13 protein-coding genes and 2 tRNA genes are annotated in these 18,992 nt (G+C 66.2%); 3 read left to right on the top strand and 12 right to left on the bottom strand.

What is annotated here, in order from left to right; all coding sequences use genetic code 11:
- Positions 1 to 408 precede the first annotated feature (408 nt).
- Together EBL85_RS06470 and EBL85_RS06465 are read left to right on the top strand one after the other, a co-directional pair.
- Positions 409 to 1,230 (top strand): class I SAM-dependent methyltransferase, encoded by an 822-nt coding sequence (locus EBL85_RS06470; protein ID WP_123142470.1) that lies wholly within the window; start codon positions 409 to 411, stop codon positions 1,228 to 1,230.
- Positions 1,227 to 2,069, top strand: coding sequence for a cyclopropane-fatty-acyl-phospholipid synthase family protein (locus EBL85_RS06465; protein ID WP_123142469.1), 843 nt, complete (start codon positions 1,227 to 1,229; stop codon positions 2,067 to 2,069). Before EBL85_RS06470 ends, EBL85_RS06465 begins: the two co-directional genes overlap by 4 nt.
- A gap of 111 nt (positions 2,070 to 2,180) precedes the next feature.
- Here the strand turns inward: EBL85_RS06465 and EBL85_RS06460 are convergent, their stop codons facing one another.
- From EBL85_RS06460 to EBL85_RS06430, 7 genes are all read right to left on the bottom strand, one after another.
- Positions 2,181 to 2,384: a cold-shock protein gene (locus EBL85_RS06460; protein WP_190287958.1), complete on the bottom strand. Its 204-nt coding sequence runs from the start codon at positions 2,382 to 2,384 to the stop codon at positions 2,181 to 2,183.
- Between the two features lie 1,036 nt (positions 2,385 to 3,420).
- Positions 3,421 to 4,791 carry an EAL domain-containing protein gene (locus EBL85_RS06455; protein ID WP_123141100.1) on the bottom strand — a complete coding sequence of 457 codons (1,371 nt, stop codon included), beginning with the start codon at positions 4,789 to 4,791 and terminating at the stop codon, positions 3,421 to 3,423.
- A gap of 194 nt (positions 4,792 to 4,985) precedes the next feature.
- Positions 4,986 to 5,186, bottom strand: coding sequence for a DUF2061 domain-containing protein (locus EBL85_RS06450; RefSeq protein WP_123141099.1), 201 nt, complete (start codon positions 5,184 to 5,186; stop codon positions 4,986 to 4,988).
- Between the two features lie 116 nt (positions 5,187 to 5,302).
- The gene (locus EBL85_RS06445; RefSeq protein ID WP_123142468.1) at positions 5,303 to 7,306 is read right to left on the bottom strand and encodes an ABC transporter ATP-binding protein; all 2,004 of its coding nucleotides are present in this window, start codon (positions 7,304 to 7,306) and stop codon (positions 5,303 to 5,305) included.
- A 92-nt stretch (positions 7,307 to 7,398) separates the two neighbouring features.
- Entirely contained in the window at positions 7,399 to 8,817 is a 1,419-nt protein-coding gene (locus EBL85_RS06440) for an ABC transporter permease (protein ID WP_123141097.1), read from the bottom strand.
- Between the two features lie 13 nt (positions 8,818 to 8,830).
- Positions 8,831 to 9,808: an ABC transporter permease gene (locus EBL85_RS06435; RefSeq protein ID WP_005224694.1), complete on the bottom strand. Its 978-nt coding sequence runs from the start codon at positions 9,806 to 9,808 to the stop codon at positions 8,831 to 8,833.
- A complete protein-coding gene (locus tag EBL85_RS06430; RefSeq protein WP_123142482.1) occupies positions 9,805 to 12,003 on the bottom strand; it encodes an ABC transporter substrate-binding protein in 2,199 nt (732 codons plus the stop codon). The genes EBL85_RS06435 and EBL85_RS06430 overlap by 4 nt, the downstream gene beginning before the upstream one ends.
- A 388-nt stretch (positions 12,004 to 12,391) precedes the next feature.
- On the opposite strand from EBL85_RS06430, the gene EBL85_RS06425 reads away from it, so the two are divergent.
- Positions 12,392 to 13,168 carry an enoyl-ACP reductase gene (locus EBL85_RS06425; protein WP_062275390.1) on the top strand — a complete coding sequence of 259 codons (777 nt, stop codon included), beginning with the start codon at positions 12,392 to 12,394 and terminating at the stop codon, positions 13,166 to 13,168.
- 312 nt (positions 13,169 to 13,480) lie between these two features.
- Here the strand turns inward: EBL85_RS06425 and EBL85_RS06420 are convergent, their stop codons facing one another.
- The 5 genes from EBL85_RS06420 to lon form a co-directional block, all read right to left on the bottom strand.
- On the bottom strand, positions 13,481 to 15,406 hold the full coding sequence (locus tag EBL85_RS06420; protein WP_123142467.1) for a SurA N-terminal domain-containing protein: 1,926 nt from the start codon (positions 15,404 to 15,406) through the stop codon (positions 13,481 to 13,483).
- Between the two features lie 75 nt (positions 15,407 to 15,481).
- Positions 15,482 to 15,558 (bottom strand) — tRNA-Asp (locus tag EBL85_RS06415).
- Between the two features lie 58 nt (positions 15,559 to 15,616).
- Positions 15,617 to 15,692, bottom strand: a tRNA-Val gene (locus tag EBL85_RS06410).
- A 51-nt stretch (positions 15,693 to 15,743) separates the two neighbouring features.
- Positions 15,744 to 16,157: an HU family DNA-binding protein gene (locus EBL85_RS06405; protein ID WP_165913526.1), complete on the bottom strand. Its 414-nt coding sequence runs from the start codon at positions 16,155 to 16,157 to the stop codon at positions 15,744 to 15,746.
- Between the two features lie 299 nt (positions 16,158 to 16,456).
- Entirely contained in the window at positions 16,457 to 18,898 is a 2,442-nt protein-coding gene (gene lon, locus EBL85_RS06400) for an endopeptidase La (protein ID WP_123141095.1), read from the bottom strand.
- Positions 18,899 to 18,992 lie beyond the last annotated feature (94 nt).

Raw genomic sequence — 18,992 nt, 5'->3', positions numbered from 1 at the left:
CGCCCGCTCCAGGTGCACCCTTTTCCGCTCCCGCCGACGCCTCAGAGGCCCCGGCGAGCCAACAGGCACGGCCCGGCAATCAGATTCTCTGATAGCGAAAACAAAGATTTAAATGAAACAAAATCCACGAGCGGGTTGATTCGTGGTGTCAGCCCTGTAGGATAAAACCCTCTTCCAGTCGGGGCCACCCCGACCATCATCCGGCGGCATCCAGCTGCCACTTCGAGTGCGCAATCGCGCTGTTTTCAGTGAGCGCCCCCTGTATACCAGGGTGTATTCCGGCGCCAGAAGAAGACCTCTCGTGTATCGCCATGCCGTGCGCCATCTCCGCACTGGCCACTGAATCGCCACCCCGCGAGGCGTACACACGTCATCACCACCGACCCGAGCAGGCCCAGGAGCGACGCCATGTACAACCCCACGCATACCCAGCAGGACTATGGCAACGACCCGCTTGCAGTCAGACACACCGATCACTACCAGGCCGAATACATCCAGTCCTTCGTCGAGAAGTGGGACCAGCTGATCGACTGGGACGGACGCGCCCAGAGCGAGGGCGACTTCTTCGTCCGGGTACTGCGCGAGCACGGTGCGCGCAAGGTGCTGGATGTGGCCACCGGCACCGGCTTCCACTCGGTCCGGTTGCTCAAGGAAGGGTTCGAGGTCACCAGCGCCGACGGTAATCCCAACATGTTGGCCAAGGCCTTCGCCAACGCCCGCAGCCACGGCAAGCTGCTGCGCACCGTGCAGGCCGACTGGCGCTGGCTCAACCAGGACGTCCACGACTATTACGACGCGGCGATCTGTCTCGGCAACTCCTTCACCCATCTGTTCGACGAGCGCGACCGCCGCAAGGCACTCGCCGAGTTCTACGCCACACTGCGTCACGACGGCATCCTGATCATCGACCAGCGCAACTACGACGCCCTGCTCGATCACCAGGTCGCGCCCAGCCACGACTTCTACTACTGCGGCGACAACGTCCGCGCCACCCCCGAGCACGTCGACGACTCGCTCGCCCGCTTCCGCTACGAGTTCCCCGGCGAGAACGTCTTCCATCTCAACATGTTCCCGCTGCGCAAGAACTATCTGCGCCGGTTGCTGCACGAGGTCGGCTTCCAGAAGGTGACCACCTACGGCGACTTCAAGGAGACCTATCGCGAGGATCAGCCCGATTTCTTCATCCACGTCGCCGAGAAGCGCTATCGCCAGGAGGACGAGAACGCATGAGCGCACCCTACTCCGAGGTCGTCGAGACCGCCCGCAACTATTACAACAGCGAGGATGCCGACAACTTCTACTTCCACGTCTGGGGCGGTGAGGACATCCATATCGGCATCTACCAGCATGCCGACGAGGCGATCGCCACGGCCAGCCGCCGTACCGTCGAGCGCATGGCGACGGTCGCCGCGCCCATCACCCCGGAGACCCGGGTGCTCGACATCGGCTCGGGATTCGGCGGCGCGGCGCGCTATCTCGCCGCCACCTTCGGCTGCACGGTGACCTGCCTGAACCTCAGCGAGAAGGAGAACGCGCGCAACCGCGCGATGAATCGAGAGCAGGGACTGGAGGATCGCATCGATGTGCGTGACGGCAGCTTCGAGTCGATCCCGCTCGCCGAGACGAGCGTCGATCTGGTGTGGTCGCAGGACGCCATCCTGCACAGCGGCGAGCGCGAGCGGGTGATTGCCGAGGTGGCACGGGTGTTACGCCCGGGCGGGCGCTTCGTCTTCACCGACCCGATGCAGACCGACGACTGTCCGTCAGGGGTGCTGCAGCCGGTGCTCGAGCGTATCCATCTCAGCACACTGGGGTCATTCAGGTTCTATCGTACGACGGCCATGGACAACGGGCTCGAGGAGGTCGAGATCATCGATCTCACCGAACAGCTGGCGGTTCACTATAGCCGGGTCGGGGAGGTGCTGGAGAGGTCGCGCGAACAGCTGGCAGGGAAGATCTCGGCGAATTATGCCGCGCGCATGCAGGACGGTCTCACGCGCTGGGTCGAGGCGGGGCGCGCCGGCTATCTGCGCTGGGGGATCATGCACTTTCGTAAACGCACCGACTGAATCGGCTCACATCCGACGGGCATGGGCGTCGGGAGAACAGCGGATCGGGTGACGGGCACCCGATCCGCGCCCTGATCGGCCCGGGCCCCAGGGGCCGGGCCAGGATCAGGCTCAGACCGGGTTGACGTTCTCGGCCTGGGGGCCTTTCGGGCCCTGGGTGACCTGCATGGTCACCTGCTGACCCTCGAGCAGGGTCTTGCGGCCACCAGCGCCATTGATCGCGCTGTAATGCACGAAGACGTCCTTGCCGCCTTCACGCGCAATAAAACCGTAACCCTTCTCGTCGTTGAACCACTTAACCGTCCCGGAAACCATTTCGCCTGGCATATCAACCTCATCACAATATAAAGCACCGGCATTCATCTCGCCGGTATTGCTAAAAATCCGCGTCCCGCACGCAATTACGAGCGCGGCTTCATCACCCTGTCACGGACAGGATGACGAATCGAACGGGAGCCACGCAGGCATCCCGCAATCGGTGGCGACACCAGGTGTCGCACCATATCCGTTATCGACCCGTGTCGATGAACGAGACCAGGCTTCCGCGGCGTGCCGAGCGCCACACACCACTCAGTGGCGTGCGAAATGCCGTTCGGCATACCTCCACGAGCACGGACGACCTGTCATCACACACTGATGACCATGGCTGTCCTGACCGGGGGAAGGGGCATCATCGTGACCGAGCATCAACCGTTCGGCAGCGACGCTCACACAGAGCGGCAGTCGCTTTCGCGGTGATCTCAAGGCCCGTGGCCCCATGCGATTGATCGGGCGGTATTGGTTCCGAGCGGGACGACCACTGGCCACCTAGGGCGGCACTGGGCCGGTTCGCCGGGCCCGCGGCCAAGATGACCGTCAACCCGACACCGGACTCCGACTCCATGGGGTCCCGCGTAACTATCCTTCCATCAAGCACACGCATCCGGCGTATTCGTTCTCGAGGTGATGCGTCCTGCATCACCAGTGCTTCTTCGTCATTATGCGATTCTATTTGGCCAGTGTAAACCGGAGAACGTAATCGCAACATGGGCGTTCGCCGTCATCCCTTTTGCACCGTTTCATTATCACCACATCATCACCAGGACCACTCAGGCAACACGGCCAGCGGCTGTCATTGCTATCGGGACGAACATGATGGATACACCTCGCCTGTTCCACGCAAGACGACAGCCATGCGGTCGGGACAACGAGCGTTGGGGGAAATGCGATGGTGATCGGCGGTGATACCGCGAGTGGGGGAAATGCGACGGAGGCGGCCTTCAGTAAAGCGGAATCGAAATTCTCATGCTGGCTAGTGTAACCCTGAATCCCGCCCTTGGCGACGAAAATCTGCGTCTGGCGCACCGCACGCTCAGGATTCGATGAAGCTCGACTCGGACTCGATGCGTTGAACCGCCGGGTACATCAGGTCCTGATAGGGCATGCTGACGAAGTGCCCCTGGATGGCATCGACCCCGGCGCTGAACAGCATCGGCAGCAGCCGGGCGCTCTCCACCGCCAGCGCGATCACCTGGATGTCGCGGGCATGGGCGCAACCGACCAGACGGTCGAGATCCCGCTGTTCGACCTCGCCCTCGACCAGACCACGGGTGATCCTGCGGTTGAGCTTGACATGGGTCATCAGCCCGCCGTGACGCTCGAGAAAGCGACAGTCGCCGACACCGGGGTCTTCCAACAGGAGACCATGACGATTGAGACGCAGCAGCTCGGCGAGTTGCTCCACCCCCTCGGGTTCGCGCACGAAGGCATCGCGATGGAGCTCGACCACGATCGAGCCCGAGGAGATACGCGCCGCCGAGGTGAAGCCGCCGATGGCCTTGATCAGGGCGCGCGAACGCAGGGTCTCGGTAGCGAGGTTGACGAACAGCATGGCATCGGCGCGACCGGCACCTTGCAGCTCCTCGAGGATGGTCAGCGCCCGCCGGTAGATCCACAGATCGATCTTGCCCATCCAGCCCGCCTCGGCGATGGTCGGCAGGAAGTCGCCGGGCAGCATCAGCGCCCCGGACTCGTCCTTGAGCCGCACCAGTGCCTCGAACTGACTGCGGGCCCGCTCGGGCGCCTCGAGCGGCACGATCGGCTGGAACTCGAGGGTCAGACCGCCCTCATCGATCAGCGACTTGATCCGCAACTGCTCGGCCGACAACCCGGACTCGTGGACGGTGGTTTCGGCGACGAACTCGGTCTGGGGCTCGGAATCATGGGTCGCGGCCTTGCTCAGGTCGGTGATGGTCGGGATCACCACAGCACGCCCTCCTCGCCGCCCCTCACGACTGTCGGCATGCCCCGGCGCCACCCCCGGCGATGCGGTCTCGACCTGCTCGAGCATGCGCAAGCGCCGGCGCAGCACGGCATTGCCGAGTTCGCGCTCGCAGACCATCAGCAAGTGGTCGGTATCGCCCTTCATCACCACATCGGCCGCGCCCCACCGATAGCCCTCGGCCGGCGAGAGCTGGCTGTCTCTGGGCTTGATCAGCACCACCGATGCATCGAGGACGTCACCGATCGTATCAAGACGCTCATCGAGGGCCAGATCGAAGAAGGACCCGGCCTCACACAACACCAGATCCCAGTGTCCCGGTTCGCTCAGGGCCTGATCGAGCGACGCCTGATCACTGGCCGCGTTCAGCGCAACCTTGACCCCCCGGCGACCGAGCAACGCAGGGATGCGTAGCTTGAAGGGTTCGGGGTCCACACACAGGATGTGCTTTTTCTCGATCATCCAAGGTCCATTGGTGAGTGGTTGCGCCAGCAGCGAGTCCAATGCGCAAAAATAAGTCGAGCACAGAACTAACGCAACCCCAAAGGATCGACCGCGCCAGCACAACACCCCGTCCCGAGCTGAATCGAAGGCGTCAGACTCCTGTCGAATCACAACGCCAGACGGCCGTCACCGGCAACATCGGGCATCCCCGCCTAGACCTCAGCGGTCGCAATCATCTTCGGCCGCTTGCGGATCCGCTCCCAGACCAATTCGTGGAAGAAATAGGCCACGGTGTTGATCATCGGCTCGACCAGGGCGATGGCGCCGCCGACGACCCAGCTGCCGGTCATCACATAGGCCACGGTGAAGGCCACCGTCATGTGCACCGCGCCGAAGGTGAGTGTCTTGATCATGGTCGCTACCCTCCTCGATTACCTTGAGGACAAGCATAGACCCAGACCGCCTCTAAATGAAATAGATTCTCATTTACACCCCAATAGGCATGGACGATCACGCCCCGGCCCGGCGCTCAGCGCCCGGCCTCGACGAGGAGACAATGGACACGATGCGTCGCACTGACCGCCCGCCCCTCGGGATAGGCCAGGGCGCACCCGGGGCGTGCCTCGGGGCAGCGCGGATGGAAGTGACAGCCCGGCGGCGGCGCACTCGGCGAGGGCATGTCGCCCTCCAGACGCAGGGTACGCCGCTCGGCCCGGGGGTCGGCCACCGGCACCGCCGAGAGCAGCGCGCGGGTATAGGGATGACGCGGACGCTCGAGGATCTCATCGACCCTTCCCCGCTCGACCACCCGGCCCAGATACATCACCGCGACCTCGTGGGCGAGATAGGCGACCACCGACAGGTCATGGGTGATGAACAGATAGGACAGACCGAGACGGGCCTGGAGATCCTTGAGCAGGTTGAGGATCTGCGCCTGCACCGAGACGTCGAGCGCGCTGGTCGGCTCGTCGCAGACGATCACCCTGGGGTCGACGGCGAGCGCGCGGGCGATACAGATGCGCTGACGCTGCCCGCCGGAGAACTCGTGCGGATAGCGCTCGACGGCCGCACCCGGCATCCCTACCAGCTCGAGCAGCTCGGCGGCGCGGCGCAGCCGCTCCGGGCGGGTGCGCGCCAGCCCCAGCGCTTGCAGCCCCTCGCCGATCACGTCACCGACCAGCATGCGCGGATTCATCGAGGCGTGCGGGTCCTGGAAGATGATCTGCAGGTCCTTGCGGAAGCGGCGCATCCGGCGATGGCCGAGCCCAGCCAACTCGTGGCCCTGGTAACGGATCGAGCCGGCGGTGGGCGCGATCAGCTGCAGCAGCGCCTTGCCGGCAGTGGTCTTGCCGCAGCCGGACTCGCCGACCAGCGCCAGGGTACGGCCCGGGCGCAATTGCAGTGACACCCCGTCGACCGCGCGCACCTGCCCGACCACCCGGCGCAGCACCCCACGATGGATCGGGAAGTGCACCTTGAGATCGGCGACCTCGAGCAGCGGGGCCGCATCCTCCCCGGCGGGCGCCTGCTCACCCTCCGCCACCGCAGGCGCGGCCACGGTGGCGGCGTCGACCTGGTCGGCGTCCCACAGATGGCAGCGCACCCAGTGCCCCGCCCCGGCCTCGTGCCAGGGCGGCAACTGCTCGGCGCAGCGCGCGAGCGCGCGCGGACAGCGCTCGACGAAGCGACAGCCGGTGAACGCGCGATCGAGCGGCGGCACCCGCCCGGGGATGGCCGCAAGCCGCGCGCCGCGCTTGTCCGCCGTCGGCAGGCTGTCGAGCAGCATGCGGCTGTAGGGGTGCGCGGGCGCGGCGAAGAAGGCGGCGGTGGTTGCCGTCTCGACGATCTCGCCGGCATACATCACCGCCAGCCGCTCGGCGGTCTCGGCCACCACCCCGAGGTCGTGGGTGATCAGCAACACCGCCAGCCCGCTTTGCTGCTGCAGGGTCTTGAGCAGGCCCAGCACCTGCGCCTGGATGGTGACATCGAGCGCGGTGGTCGGCTCGTCGGCGATCAGCAGCTCGGGATCACCGGCGAGCGCCATGGCGATCATCACCCGCTGTTTCATCCCGCCCGAGAGCTGGTGCGGATACTCGCGCGCGCGCCGCTCGGGGTCGGGGATGCCGACCGCGTGCAGCAACTCCAACACCCGCGCATCCACCGCCGCAGCAGCGGCGCCCGCGTGCAGCCGCACCGCCTCGGCGATCTGCGCGCCGATCCGCATCACCGGGTTGAGCGAGGTCTGCGGCTCCTGGAAGATCATCGCCAGACGCGCGCCACGCACCCGGCGCATCTCGGCCTCGCTGAGGCGCAGCAGGTCGACCCCGTCGAGTCGCACCGCACCGGACTCGATCCGTCCCGCCGGCGGCAGCAACCGCATCAGCGACAGCGCGGTCATCGACTTGCCGCAGCCCGACTCGCCGAGCAGCGCGAAGGTCTCGCCGCGCGCCAGCTCCAGTCGCAGGTCGTCGACCACCCGCGCCGCGCCGATGGTGGTACTCAGCCCCTCGACCTCGAGCAGCGGCGCGCTCATCGCCAGCCCCCCGGGACGACGAGGATGACGGACGCGGGGCGACGATGGCGGATCACGGCGAGGGACCTCCGGGGTTGGGTGGACACGACGGCTCAGGCGGCGCCGCGCAGGCGCGGGTCGAAGGCATCGCGCACCACGTCGGCAAACAGGTTGGCGGCGAGCACCAGGGTGAACATGAACACGAAAGCGGCACTCAGCGACCACCACACCACCGGTTCGCGCGCCAGCTCCAGCCGCGCGCCATTGATCATGTTGCCCCAGCTGTTCATGGTCGGGTCGACCCCGATGTTGACATAGGAGAGCACCGCCTCGGCCAGCACCAGACCGCTGAAGTCGAGCACCAGGGTGATCAGCACGATGTGCATCACGTTGGGCAGGATGTGACGACCGATGATGGTGAAATGACCGACCCCGAGCGCGCTGGCGGCCTGGACATAATCCGACTCGCGAAGCTTGAGCGTCTCGCCCCGCAGCAACCGGCACAGCCCGGTCCAGCTGGTCACGCCGAGGATCAGGCAGAGAAAGAGCAGGCGCAGGTCGGCGCGCTCGACCAGGCTGGCGAAGTCCTCGGCGTGGTTGCTCATGTAGACCTGCAGCATCAGCACCGCCGCGGCGATCAGCAACACCCCGGGGATGGCGTTGAGGGTGGTGTAGAGATACTGGATCAGGTCATCGACCCAGCCCCTGAAGTAACCGGCCATGATCCCCAGCAGCAGCGCCGCGGGCAGCATCACCAGGGTGGTCAGGGTGCCGATCAGCAGCCCGGTGCGCACGCTCTTGAGCGCCTGGTAGAGCACGTCCTCGCCGACCTTGTCGGTGCCGAGGACATGATAGTGACCGGCGAGCAGCGCCACCGCCCCGCCGAGCGCCAGGATCGACGCCAGGGTGAGCAGCGCCGCACGCCACGGCACCTCGGTGCGCCCGGCTTTGATGCGCGCGCGCATCAAAGCCGGGGTGATGCCGCGCCGCCGCGCCAGTGCCGCGCTCAGCGCGAACAGGATCGCCCCCCACAGCGCCAGCCCCAGCAGCGCGCCGAGCAGCCCGCGCCAGAGGATGTCGAGACCACGCGCGGCGGGGTCGTCGAGATGGGCGCCGCCGTGCACCAGACGGGGATAATCGCGCAGCACCCGGCCATCGGGCAGCTCGATCGCCTCCTTGACGTAGAGATGGGTGGCGAAGGGCGCCGAGTAGGTCTTCTCCGACTGGCTGCGCAGCCCGGCAAGCGCCAGATCGAGCAGGCTCAGCACCTCGGGCGAGTAGCGCGTCTCGGCGCTCGTCGCGCCGGACTGGTCAGCGAGGCGCAGCCGCAGATGCACCGAGTCGAGCACCGCGACCAGCAGATAGCAGCCGAGCACCACCAGGGTGACCACCCCGATGCGCGAGCGCGCCACCCGACGCCAGGGCGCGCGCAGGTGCTCGTGGCGCGCGGCGTGCCAGGCGAACCCGCCGAGCAGCGCCAGCAACAGATAGAGCAGCGCGTCGGTCCACAGCACCACCGGCATCAACGGCATGGCATCGCTCCACTCATTGCAGCCGCACCCGCGGGTCGGCGAGGGTGTAGGAGATGTCGGTGAGGATCAGCCCGAGGATATAGAGCACGGCGCCGAGGAACACCATCGAGCGAACGATGGCGAAGTCCTGGTTGCTGATCGCATCGATGGTGTAGCTGCCCAGCCCCGGGATGGCGAAGAAGGACTCGGTGATCAGGCTACCCATGAACAGCAGCGGCAGCACCACCACCACCCCGGTGAGGATCGGGATCAGGGCGTTGCGCAACACGTGGCGGAACAGCACCAGGCGCTCGCCCAGCCCCTTGGCGCGGGCGGTACGGACATAGTCGCGACCGATCTCCTCGAGAAACAGGGTGCGATACCAGCGTGTCCCCGCACCGATACCGCCGATCACCCCGACGATCACCGGCAGCACCAGGAACTTCAACCCGGCCAGCCCGCTGTCGTAGCCCGAGATCGGCACCAATTGGAACAGCTTACCGAGCAGGAACTGGCCGCCGATGATGTAGAACAACCCCGAGATCGACATCATCGTCACCAGCAGCACCACGCTGGCCAGATCGACATAGGTGGCGCGGAAGAAGACGATGAACAGCGCATAGCTGATGTTGAAGGCCAGCCCCACCAGCAGCACCGGCAGCGCGATCGCCAGGCTCGGCCACATCCGCTGGGCGATATCACGCCCGATGTCGCGCCCATCGTCGGAGCTGCCGAAGTCGAAGACGAACAGCCGCACCGACTTGTCGAAGAAGATGGTCTCGGTCAGCCGCCCCAGCCCCTCGGCCTCGGCGTTGTAGAGCATCGGCCTGTCGTAGCCATGATCGGCCTTCCAGGCCGCGACCGCCTCGGCGGTCACCCGCTTCTCGCCGAGATGCATGCGCGCCATATCATCGGGCGAGTTGACCACGAAGAAGAGCACGAAGGTCAGCAGGTTGACCCCGATCAGGATGGGGATGGCATAGAGCAGCCGACGCAGGATATAGGCACTCATAGCGCGCGACTCCGCTCGCGCCGGCGCACCAGCCACCAGGCCGGCAGCAGCAGCGCCAACAGCACGGCGGCGGCCGCGCCCAGCGGCCACAGCACCGGCTGGTTCCAGACGCGGCGCAGCTCGGCGCGCAGCGCCGGGTCGATACGACGGTACTTGAGGGTGTTGTTGGCCATCTGGTTGGGGTAGGCGTTGTGATACCAGCGGTGATAGAGACTGAAGGCGCGCGGGTGGAAGCCCCAGATCCAGGGCGCGTCGGTACGCGCGATCTCGACCATGCGATCGATCAGCGCCTGGCGCTCGGGGCCGTCCTCGAGGTTGCGCATGCGCTCGAACAGCCGGTCGAACTCGGGGTTGGTGTAGTTGACCGAGTTCTCGCCCTGGTGCTCGACCCGACCGTTGGGGCCGTAGAGCAGGAAGAGGAAGTTCTCCGGGTCGGGGTAGTCGGCGTTCCAGCCCCAGAAGAAGATCTGGCCGGTGCCGTTGCGGATCTTGTCCTGGAAGCGGTTGTAGTCGGTGGAGCGGATCACCAGCTCGATGCCGAGCTTGGCGAACTGCTTGCGCAGCCAGTTGAGCCGGGCGCGGTCGTCGGGACCGGTGGCCACCGCCTCGTAGTTGAGCGTCAGCGCCCGACCGGTGTCGCGATCACGCCCGCCGGGATAGCCCGCCTGGACCATCAGCGTGCGCGCCTCGTCGAGCGAGCGGCGCACCGCCCGCCCCGCCTCCCAGCGATAGACGAAGGGATTGATCCCGGCCTCGCCCGTGCGATGACCGAAGATGCCCGGCGGCAGCGGGCTCTGGGCGACGACGCCACGACCATTGAGGAAGATCGAGATGAACTCCTCCATGTCGACCGCGATCGAGATCGCCCGACGCAGCAGGCGCGCGCGCTGGCCCTCGCCGCCGATCACCGGATCGAGCATGTTGAAGCCCATGAAGAAGATCGTCGGCTCGACCGCGGTCATCAGCTCGACCCCGCGCGCCTCCAGCGTCTCGGTGAGCATGGGGCGGCCGCTGGCATCGACCCGCACCGCCTGATCGAAGGCGTCCGAGGAGATCCCGGAGAAGTCGTAATAGCCCTGGAGGAACTTGTTCCAGCGCGGGATGCTCTCCTTCTCCAGGCTGTAGACGACGCGATCGATGAACGGCAGCGGCGCCCCGGCATCATCGAGGATACCGGCGGCGCGATCGCCCGGCATGCCGCTGTCGGGATAGCGCTCGCCGTGGAAGTTGGGGTTGCGCTCGAGCACCATGCGCAGGTTGGGGTTGTTCTCGGTGAGCATGTAGGGACCGGTGCCGACCGGATACCAGTCGAGCATCAGGTTGCGCTCGCGCATCCCCGGCTGGGCGTAGAAGGCCTCGGCCTCCCAGGGCATGGGCGCGAAGAAGGGCATCGCCAACCAGTAGGAGAACTGCGGGTACTTGCCCTCGAGGGTGATGCGCAACCGATAGCGATCGAGCACCTCGACGCCCTCGAACTCGGTCTCGCGCAGCAGCGCCACCCGGGCGCGCGCCTGCTCCGGGTCCGCGGCCTCGAGCCGCTCGCCGAGCGCGGCGAAGCCGAGGATGTGCTCGCTCATCACCCCGTTGATCGGCGAGTGCAGCCAGGGCGCGGCCAGACGCTTGATCTGATAGGCGAAGTCGGCGGCGACCAGCTCGCGGGTGCCGTGCTCGGCGAAGTCGCCGAGGGTGTCGATCCCGGCGAGCGCGCCGGGCTCGAGGTCGAGATAGCGCGGCGCGCCCTCGGCGTCGCGAGCAAGGGCCGGATGCGGCTGGTAGCGGGTGCCGGGACGGACGTGCAGCTCGTACTCGCTGCGGGCGATCGCCGCGGCGGGCGCGTCATCGGGCAGCGGCTCGCCGGCGGCATCGTAGAAGCGCACCTGCGGCATCTCGGCCAGGGCGAGCGGGATCAGCTGGTAAGGCCGGTGGAGAAAGTGATACTGCAGCGGCGGCTCGTAGATCTGGGCGATGAAGGTGTTTTCATTGACGGTGTAGGAGCGCGCCGGATCGAGATGCTTGGGTCGCTCGCCAAAGGAGCTGTAGAGGGTGTTGCTGGTGGCCGTGTCACGCGGATAGGGATCGTTCCAGGGGCGGTCGTCGCATGCGACCAGCCCCGCGATCAGCAGCGACATCACCGACACCACCCGGATGCCTCGCCACAGCACACGCCATCTCGCCGCCTTGTCCACCATCGGCATCATCGTCCTCACCCGCTTCGCGCCACGACGACCGTCCTCGGTCCCCGGTCACAGGTCTCATCGGCACCGCAGCTCATCGACCTCTCCCTCGCGTACACCCTTCCACCTCAATACGAGTTTCGGTACTGTTATCGGTCCCCGAACCACGGGGTATCGGTTGCGGCCCGTGAGACCGCGAGGCTCGCCGCGCCCGATCCGGCGCCAGCGTGTCCCGGCCCCGGGTCCCGACAGGAGCGGGTGTCCGTGCCAGAGCCCCGAGCAACGATCCCCAATCATCGAATGATCTGACTGAAATGTCCAAGGGTGAACACGGACCATCAGCAGATCCCGACCCGAACGGTCGCCGGCGCACCCGCGCCCGGCCAGCGAACGCGAGAGACTACCGAACATGGGATTCCTTGAAGGCAAGAAGATTCTGATCACCGGCGTGGCGAGCAACCGCTCGATCGCCTGGGGCTGTGCCGAGGCGATGCACCGCCAGGGCGCCGAGCTGGCCTTTACCTACCAGAACGACAAGCTCAAGTCGCGTGTCACCGACATGGCCGCCAAGTGCGGTTCGGACCTGGTGCTGCCGCTCGACGTCAGCCGCGACGAGGACATCGACGCGCTGTTCGCCGCGCTCGGCGAGCAGTGGGACGGACTCGACGGCATCGTCCACTCGATCGCCTTCGCCCCGCGCGAGCAGCTCGAGGGTGAGTATGTCGATGCGGTCACCCGCGAGGGCTTCAACACCGCCCACGAGATCAGCGCCTACAGCTTCGCCGCCCTGGCCAAGGGCGGGCGGGCGATGATGGAGGGGCGTAACGGCGCGCTGCTCACCATGAGCTATCTGGGTGCGGTGCGCGCGGTTCCCAACTACAACGTGATGGGCGTGGCCAAGGCCAGTCTGGAGGCCAACGTGCGCTATCTGGCCGCCTCGCTCGGCCCGCGCGGCACCCGCGTCAACGCCGTCTCGGCCGGCCCGATCCGCACCCTCGCCGCCGCCGGCATCTCCGACTTCCGCGACATGCTCAAGCAGGTCGAGGAGCGCACCCCGATGCGCCGCAACGTCACCATCGAGGAGGTCGGCAACGCCGCCGCCTTCCTCTGCTCCGACCTGGCCAGCGGCATCACCGGCGACGTCCTCTACGTCGACACCGGCTACCACATCCTCGGGCTCGGCTGAGCCCGCTCACGCCGCCGCGCCCGTCTGGTCGCGGCGGCGCCCCGAGGCGTCACTCGACGCCTCGCTCCCCCACGCTCCCCCTGCCCCACTCCCCCGCCCGGCGCACCGCTCGCCCCCCAGGGACACAACCCTGGACAGCAGGCAGGCGACGAGCGCATCAGCAAGGCCGCGCACAAAAAAACCGCCTCGGTGGAGGCGTCATGACGCCTCCACCTGGCGGTTCGATCGCATATCGCTTGATGGCTCAGCAGCGACGGCGCGCATCGCTCGGGCCACCGACCGCGTGGCCGGTGCCTGAGCGAAGTCGCGAGGTCAGAGCTGGTCGTCGTCCACGCTCAGGGGCTCGCGGGTGATCTCGGCGCGACGCTCGATGTCGGCGAGCAGCGCATCATAGAGATCACGCCCGGCGAGTTCGGCGAGCAGTCCGGCCTCCGGGATGGTCGTGCCCTCGCCACCGACCGTCACCTCGCCATCCTCGACCTGGGTCAGCCGCACCACCACGGCATCGCCGTCGGCAAGCGCCACCGCCTCCAGCTCAGACTCTCCGGATTGCGGCGCCGGCAGCTTGAAGGCGAGATCGAGCACCGCCTCGGGCAACACCGCGCCGCGCCCGACCAGCCCGACCGATTCGATCACCGCCGCAGCCATCGCCTCGGACCACTCGGCCTCACCGTCGCGCACCTGGGCGAGCGCCGCCTCCGCCGCGGCCATCGCGGCCTGCTGCGCGCGCTGCTCACGCAGCGCGGCGACGATCTCCTCGCGCACCGTCTCGAGCGGGCGCGGCGCCGACTCGCGATGATCGCGCACCCGCACCACCACGGCGCTGAGCCGCTCGTGATCGGGCTCGATCAGCTCGCTGTTGTTGCCCTCGACCAGCACCTCGTCGCTGAAGGCCGCCGACAGCACACCGGGCTCGGCGAGCAGTCCCTCGCCACCCTCGCGTCCGATCCAATCGCTCTGACGCAACTCCAGGCCGAGCTCCTCGACCACCGGCTCGAGGCTGTCCGGACGCTCGTAGGAGAGGGTTGCGAGGCGCTCGCCGAGATCGTAATAGAGCGACTCGGCCTGGGCACGCGCCTGCTCTTCGTGCAGCTGCTCACGGACCGCCTCGAACGGCTGGGTCTCGCCGGGGCGGACCGCCTCGACCTCGATCAGGTGATAGCCGAAACGGGTCCGCACCGGCTCGCTCAGTCCACCCTCGGGCAGCGAGAACACCGCCTCGTCGAACACCGGATCCATCATCCCCGGCTCGATCAGACCGAGTTCGCCACCCTCGGCGGCGCTACCGGGGTCGTCCGAGTGCTCGGCGGCGAGATCGGCGAAGGATTCGCCCTCGAGGATGCGCGCGCGCAGCGCCGTGATCTCGCGCTCGGCCGCGGCGACCTGTTCGTCATCGGCCTGTTGCGGCAGCGCGATCAGCAGATGACGGACCTGTCGCTGCTCGGGCATGACGAACCGCCCCTGCTCGGCGGCATAGGCCTCGCGCAGCGCCGCCTCGTCGATCTCGATGCCCTTGGCCAGTTCGGCGACGTCGAGGACCACGTAATCGAGCTTGACCTGCTCGGGGCTGCGGAAACGCTCGGCGTGTTCCTGGTAGTAGGTCTCGATCGTCTCGTCAGCGAGCGGCTCGTCGCTCAGATAATCGGCGGCGGCAAAGCGCGCATAGTCGATGTCGCGCTGCTGTGCGGAGAGACGCTGGAACTGCTCGAGTTCGAGACGGGTCGGGAACTCGCTGGCCACCACCGCGCGGATCAGCTGGGTGCCGGTCAGCTGCCGGCGCAGCTGCTCGACGAACTGCTGCTCGCTCATCCCCTGCAGTTGCAGCAGGCGCTGGAAGGCCTCGTTGTCGAAGCGACCATCACGCTGAAAGGCCGGCTCGGAGAGGATGCGCAGCTTGAGCTCCTGATCCGAGACACGCAGCCCCAGACGCTGCGAGACGTCGATCAGCAGCACCTCGCGGATCATCTCCTCGCGCACCATGCGGCGCAGCTCGGCGCTGTCGAAGGCGGCAGGATCATAGGCGGCGCCGAGACGCTCGCGCAGCTCCATGCGGGTCTGCTGGACCCGACGATCGAGATCGCGCTCGGTGAGTTCGACACCATTGACGGTGGCCGTCACCGTCTCGCCATTGATGCCGAGATAGGACTGGATGCCCCAGAGCGCGAACGGAATACTGATCAAGATGACGATGACCCAGGCGATCCAGCCCTGGGCACGATCCCTGATGGATTGAAGCATGGCGGTCGATCCAAACGAAGGTGTGGGCCAAAAAAAAACGGGGCACCCTTGCGGATGCCCCGTTTTTATCGAATTTGGCGGAGCGGACGGGACTCGAACCCGCGACCCCCGGCGTGACAGGCCGGTATTCTAACCAACTGAACTACCGCTCCAGAAGAATTGCCATTATACTGCAATTTTTTTTCTTTGCAACACCTTTTTTTTCGGTGTTGGTGGGTGCTACAGGGATCGAACCTGTGACCCTCGCCTTGTAAGGGCGATGCTCTCCCAGCTGAGCTAAGCACCCCACCCTTCGGCTTGGGAGGAAGTTTTTATCCTTCCCCCCGAAGGCGAAGCGCTATTGTACGGCATCCTTGAGCGCTTTGCCAGCCTTGAATGCAGGCGTCTTCGATGCCTTGATCTCGATGGTCGCGCCGGTCTGCGGGTTGCGGCCGGTACGGGCGGCACGCTCCTTGACGCTGAAGGTGCCGAAGCCGATCAGCGACACGGTACCGCCGTCCTTGAGGGTCACGGCGACCGAGTCGGTGAAGGCATCGAGGGCACGGGCTGCCGCAGCCTTGGAGATATCCGCGGCATCCGCCATGGCTTCGATGAGGTCGGATTTGTTCATTGATCCCCCTGTTACCTGTCTCGTTTGGTACACACTGACTGCGCGACGACGATGAGGCGGATGCCACGCATCGGACGCGGGGCCGGAGACCCCTGTGCGCAAGCCTTCTTCAAGATTGACGCATGCTAAATCGGAGTCCATGCGAGGGCAACCGGCTTTTCTGCCTGTTGGTCACAAAAACCCGCCGTTAAGCAGAGCCGCGGCACTTGACATGGCAGATTAGCCATCATGAGCAGACACAATCACCGTGCCAGCACCGCTGATGACCTTAACAATCGAATCGGACTCCGTCGATACAACAGAGCAAATGATCGCCGCCGACGCACCGTCCGCCCCCCTGGGGCATCGGACGATGGGCCGGAGCGGGAACATCGATCGCGGTGTTGATCGGCACCCCGGATGGGTGCGGGTGCCGACCCGACGGCGACATGCCCATCACATCAGTGATGCAGCGGCGCCCCCTGATCTCGAGCACCCTCGGCCGAGTCGGCCGACTCCTCCTCGGCCTCCTTGGCCTCGGCCGACTCCCCGGCGGGGCGCGGCGGTTGGACCAGGGCGATATCGAGGACCTCGTCGATCCAGCGCACCGGATGGATCTCCAGATGCTGCTTGATGTTCTTGGGGATCTCGACCAGGTCGCGCTCGTTCTCCAGCGGGATGATCACTTCCTCGATCCCACCGCGATGCGCGGCGAGCAGCTTCTCCTTGAGCCCGCCGATCGGCAACACCTCGCCGCGCAGGGTGATCTCGCCGGTCATCGCCACCGTCGAGCGCACCGGGATCTTGGTCAGCGCCGAGACCAACGCGGTGCACATGGCCACGCCCGCGCTCGGACCATCCTTGGGGGTCGCGCCCTCGGGGACGTGGATATGGACATCGAAGGTGCTGTGGAAGTCGGTCGGCACCCCAAGCCCCTCGGCACGCGAGCGCACCACGGTCATCGCCGCCTGGATCGACTCCTGCATCACATCACCGAGCTGACCGGTATAGCTGAGCTTGCCCTTACCCGGCATCAACGCCGACTCGATCTGCAACAGCTCGCCGCCGACCTCGGTCCAGGCCAGGCCGGTGACCTGACCGACCTGGTCGTGCTCCTCGGCGCGGCCGTAGCGATAGCGCTGCACCCCGAGATACTTCTCCAGTGACTTGGCGGTCACCGTGGTGGCGCTGTCGCGCTTCTTCAGCAGCACCTCCTTGACCACCTTGCGGCACACCTTGGAGATCTCGCGCTCGAGGTTACGCACCCCGGCCTCGCGGGTGTAGTGACGGATGATGTCGCGCAGCGCCGCCTCGCGGATCACCAGCTCACCGGGCTTGAGACCATTGTTCTTGGTCTGCTTGGGGATCAGGTAGCGCTCGGCGATGGCGACCTTCTCGTCCTCGGTGTAGCCCGAGAGCCGGATCACCTCCATCCGATCGAGCAGCGCCGGGGGGATGTTGAGGGTGTTGGCGGTGCCGACGAACATCACTTCGGAGAGGTCGAAGTCGACCTCCAGGTAATGATCGGCAAAGGCGTGGTTCTGCTCCGGGTCGAGGACCTCGAGCAGCGCCGAGGCCGGGTCGCCACGGAAGTCCATCGCCATCTTGTCGATCTCGTCGAGCAGGAAGAGCGCGTTGCGCGAACCGGCCTTGGAGAGGTTCTGGATGATCTTGCCCGGCAGCGCACCGATATAGGTGCGCCGGTGACCGCGGATCTCGGCCTCGTCGCGCACCCCACCGAGCGACATGCGCACGAACTTGCGGTTGGTGGCGCGGGCGATCGACTGACCGAGCGAGGTCTTGCCGACACCGGGCGGACCGACCAGGCACAGGATCGGGCCCTTGAGCTTGCGCACCCGCTGCTGCACGGCGAGGTACTCGAGGATGCGCTCCTTGACCCGATCGAGCCCGTAGTGGTCCTTGTCGAGCACCGCCTCGGCGACCTTGATGTCGTTACGGATACGCGAGCGCTTCTTCCACGGCACCTGCACCAGGGTCTCGATATAGTTGCGCACCACCGTCGCCTCGGCCGACATCGGCGACATCAGCTTGAGCTTGTTGAGCTCGGACTGGGCCTTGTTGTGCGCCTCGCGAGGCATCTTCGCCTCCTCGATGCGCTTGGCCAGGTCCTCGATCTCGTTGGGGGCGTCCTCGAGCTCGCCGAGCTCCTTCTGGATCGCCTTCATCTGCTCGTTGAGATAGTACTCGCGCTGGTTCTTCTCCATCTGGCGCTTGACGCGCCCGCGGATGCGCTTCTCCATCTGCAGGATGTCGTTCTCCGACTCCATCAGCCCCATCAGGTGCTCGATGCGCAGCTGCACATCGGTCATCTCCAGCACGCGCTGCTTCTCGTCGAGCTTCAGCGACATGTGCGCGGCCATGGTGTCGGCCAGACGACCGGCCTCGTCGATGCTCGAGAGCGAGGTCAGCACCTCGGGCGGCACCTTCTTGTTGAGCTTGACGTACTGATCGAACAGCCCGACGGCCGAGCGCATCAGCACCTCCTGCTCGCGCTCGTCGGTCTCGAGCGTCTCCTCGAGCGGCTCGATGACCGCGGAGAAGGCGTCATCGGTGGTGAGGAAACGCTCGATGCGGGCACGCTGGTTGCCTTCGACCAGCACCTTGACGGTGCCGTCGGGCAGCTTGAGCAGTTGCAGGATATTGGCCAGGGTGCCGATCTCGTGCAGATCCTTGACCTCGGGGTCGTCGACCTCGGCACTCTTCTGTGCGATCAGCAGGATCTGCTTGTCGCTCGCCATGGCGGTATCGAGCGCGCGAATCGACTTGTCGCGCCCGACGAACAATGGAATCACCATGTGCGGATAGACGACGACGTCGCGCAGCGGCAGCACCGGCAGCTCCTGCGGAGTCGAGGATGTCAGGTTGGAATCGTGTTGCGCCATGGAAACCCGTTCTCATTGAAAGCGACGGCCCGCGGGGCCGTGGTCGGTACGATCGGGCCGAGCCCAGGGACCGTTCCACGGACGCCGACGTCGG

The organism is Marichromatium sp. AB32 (assembly GCF_003718675.1).
Lineage (GTDB): Bacteria > Pseudomonadota > Gammaproteobacteria > Chromatiales > Chromatiaceae > Marichromatium > Marichromatium gracile.
This window is presented reverse-complemented; position numbering and strand designations above follow the sequence as displayed.

What these genes read in the sequence shown, in the direction of transcription:
- EBL85_RS06470 (WP_123142470.1), top strand. Translation starts at nt 409, where the DNA reads ATGTACAACCCCACGCATACCCAGCAGGACTATGGCAACGACCCGCTT.
- EBL85_RS06465 (WP_123142469.1), top strand. Translation starts at nt 1,227, where the DNA reads ATGAGCGCACCCTACTCCGAGGTCGTCGAGACCGCCCGCAACTATTAC.
- EBL85_RS06460 (WP_190287958.1), bottom strand. Translation starts at nt 2,384, where the DNA reads ATGGTTTCCGGGACGGTTAAGTGGTTCAACGACGAGAAGGGTTACGGT.
- EBL85_RS06455 (WP_123141100.1), bottom strand. Translation starts at nt 4,791, where the DNA reads ATGATCGAGAAAAAGCACATCCTGTGTGTGGACCCCGAACCCTTCAAG.
- EBL85_RS06450 (WP_123141099.1), bottom strand. Translation starts at nt 5,186, where the DNA reads ATGATCAAGACACTCACCTTCGGCGCGGTGCACATGACGGTGGCCTTC.
- EBL85_RS06445 (WP_123142468.1), bottom strand. Translation starts at nt 7,306, where the DNA reads ATGAGCGCGCCGCTGCTCGAGGTCGAGGGGCTGAGTACCACCATCGGC.
- EBL85_RS06440 (WP_123141097.1), bottom strand. Translation starts at nt 8,817, where the DNA reads ATGCCGTTGATGCCGGTGGTGCTGTGGACCGACGCGCTGCTCTATCTG.
- EBL85_RS06435 (WP_005224694.1), bottom strand. Translation starts at nt 9,808, where the DNA reads ATGAGTGCCTATATCCTGCGTCGGCTGCTCTATGCCATCCCCATCCTG.
- EBL85_RS06430 (WP_123142482.1), bottom strand. Translation starts at nt 12,003, where the DNA reads ATGCCGATGGTGGACAAGGCGGCGAGATGGCGTGTGCTGTGGCGAGGC.
- EBL85_RS06425 (WP_062275390.1), top strand. Translation starts at nt 12,392, where the DNA reads ATGGGATTCCTTGAAGGCAAGAAGATTCTGATCACCGGCGTGGCGAGC.
- EBL85_RS06420 (WP_123142467.1), bottom strand. Translation starts at nt 15,406, where the DNA reads ATGCTTCAATCCATCAGGGATCGTGCCCAGGGCTGGATCGCCTGGGTC.
- EBL85_RS06405 (WP_165913526.1), bottom strand. Translation starts at nt 16,157, where the DNA reads ATGGACTCCGATTTAGCATGCGTCAATCTTGAAGAAGGCTTGCGCACA.
- lon (WP_123141095.1), bottom strand. Translation starts at nt 18,898, where the DNA reads ATGGCGCAACACGATTCCAACCTGACATCCTCGACTCCGCAGGAGCTG.